General features: G+C 63.3%; 1 protein-coding gene. It reads right to left on the bottom strand.

The features are described 5' to 3' along the window. Positions 1-188: 188 nt before the first annotated feature. Positions 189-2192: 3'-5' exonuclease (locus AAC023_RS14410; RefSeq protein WP_339741996.1), on the bottom strand; the 2004-nt coding region annotated here is incomplete at its 5' end.

Below are 2192 nucleotides of genomic sequence, written 5' to 3'. Positions count from 1 at the left end.
CAGGGACCCAGACGCTCAATGTTTGGTGCGTCAGCGGCGCGGCGGCGGTGGAGTTTTGCGTGAGAGCGAGCTGGATGATTGGCGGCACGTCTGGGTCCCTGATCTGCGCCCTGATCGCTTCGCGTCCGGGCATCCGTCAGGGATGACAAGGGGTTGTATTGTTTTAAGAAAAGGGCGCTGCGTGCCCCCTAAGGCAATTCCCGCACAAAACTCTCCACCACCTTCTTCACCCCCGCCTTGTCGAAGGCCACGGTCAGTTTCGAGCCATCGGCCGTCTTGATGCGGCCATAGCCGAACTTGTCATGGAACACCCGGTCGCCGTTTTTCCATTTGCCGCTGCCGCCGCCGACGGGGCCGCTTTCGATCAGATTGGCCTTGGCGTCGATCATCGGCGCGCTGGAGCGGCGGTTTTCCTGGGCTGAGGCCTGGTAGCGTTTCCAGCCGGGGCTGGAATAGCTTGACGCCATCGGGTCGGCGGTCTGGCGGACGTTTTCGAAGCCGGGGCCGCCGCCTTCATAATAACCGGTCTCGGATCTGGCTTCGACATGGTCGTGCGGCAGTTCGTCGATGAAGCGCGAGGGCAGGACGGACTGCCAGCGGCCATAGATCATGCGGTTGGCGGTGAAGGTGATGATGGCGCGTTCGCGGGCGCGTGTGATGCCGACATAGGCGAGGCGGCGTTCTTCCTCGAGGGATTTGGTGCCGCCCTCATCGAGCGAGCGCTGCGAGGGGAAGACGGTCTCTTCCCAGCCGGGCAGGAAGACGAGGGGGAATTCCAGGCCCTTGGCGCCGTGCAGCGTCATCAGCGAGACCTCGTCCTCGCTCACCGCGCGATCGGCATCGGTGACCAGGGCGACATGTTCGAGATAGGCTTCCAGCGTGTCCCATTCGGCCATCGAGGAGACCAGTTCCTTGAGGTTTTCCAGCCGGCCGGCGGCCTGGGGCGTCTTGTCCTCGCGCCACATGGCGGTGTAGCCGCTCTCGTCGAGGATGATTTCGGCCATCTCGTTGAGCGGGCTGGTTTCGGACAGATCGCGCCAGCGCGCCAGATCGCGCAGGAAGACCTGCAGGCTGGTACGCGCCTTGCCGCGGATCTCGTCAGTGCCGACCATGATCCGCGTCGCCTCGGTCATCGGCACCTGCAGCTCGCGCGCCAGCATGGCGATTTTCTGGACGCTGGTCTCGCCAATGCCGCGCTTGGGCGTGTTGACGATACGCTCGAAGGCGAGATCATCCTCCGGCGAGCGCACGAGGCGCAAATAGGCGTGGGCATCGCGCACTTCGGCGCGTTCGAAGAAGCGCGGGCCGCCGATCACCTTGTAGGGCAGGCCGAGCATGATGAAGCGCTCTTCAAAGGCGCGCATCTGCCAGGAGGCGCGCACCAGGATGGCGATATCGGCATAGGAGCGGCCGGACGAGACCCAGTTCTCGCATTCCTCGGCGACGAAGCGCGCTTCCGCCTCGCCATCCCACAGGCCGCGCACCTGGACTTTCTCGCCGCCCTCTTCGTCGGTCCACAGCGTCTTGCCGAGCCGGTCGCGATTGGCGGAGATCAGGCCGGAGGCGGCGCCGAGAATATGTTCGGTCGAGCGGTAATTGCGCTCCAGCCGCACCACGGTGGCGCCGGGAAAATCCTTGTCGAAGCGCAGGATATTGTCGACCTCGGCGCCGCGCCAGCCATAGATGGACTGGTCGTCATCGCCGACGCAGCACAGATTTCCCGTGCCCTTCGCCAGCAGGCGCAGCCACATATACTGGGCGACATTGGTGTCCTGATACTCGTCGACCAGAAGATAGCGGAATTTGCGGTGATACTCGGCCAGCACGTCCGGATTGTCTTTCAGGATGTGCAAGGTGTGCAGCAGGAGATCGCCGAAATCGCAGCAATTGAGCACTTTCAGCCGCGCTTGATACATCGCGTAGAGGTCCTTGCCGCGGCCCTCGGCGAAGGCGTATTTGTCTTCCTCGCCGAGCTGGTCCGGCATCAGGCCGCGATTCTTCCAGCCATCAATCACCGAGGCGAGATGGCGCGGCGTCCAGCGCTTTTCATCAATGCCCTCGGCCTGGATGATCTGTTTCATCAGCCGCAGCTGGTCATCGGTATCGATAATGGTGAAGGCGGATTTCAGCCCCACCAGTTCGGCATGGCGGCGCAGGATCTGGGCCGAGACCGAGTGGAAGGTTCCCATCCA

Origin of the sequence: uncultured Maricaulis sp. (genome assembly GCF_963976135.1) — a bacterium.
Taxonomy (GTDB): Bacteria; Pseudomonadota; Alphaproteobacteria; order Caulobacterales; family Maricaulaceae; genus Maricaulis.
The sequence above is the reverse complement of the archived record's forward strand: the minus strand, read 5'-3'. Positions and strand labels throughout refer to the sequence as shown.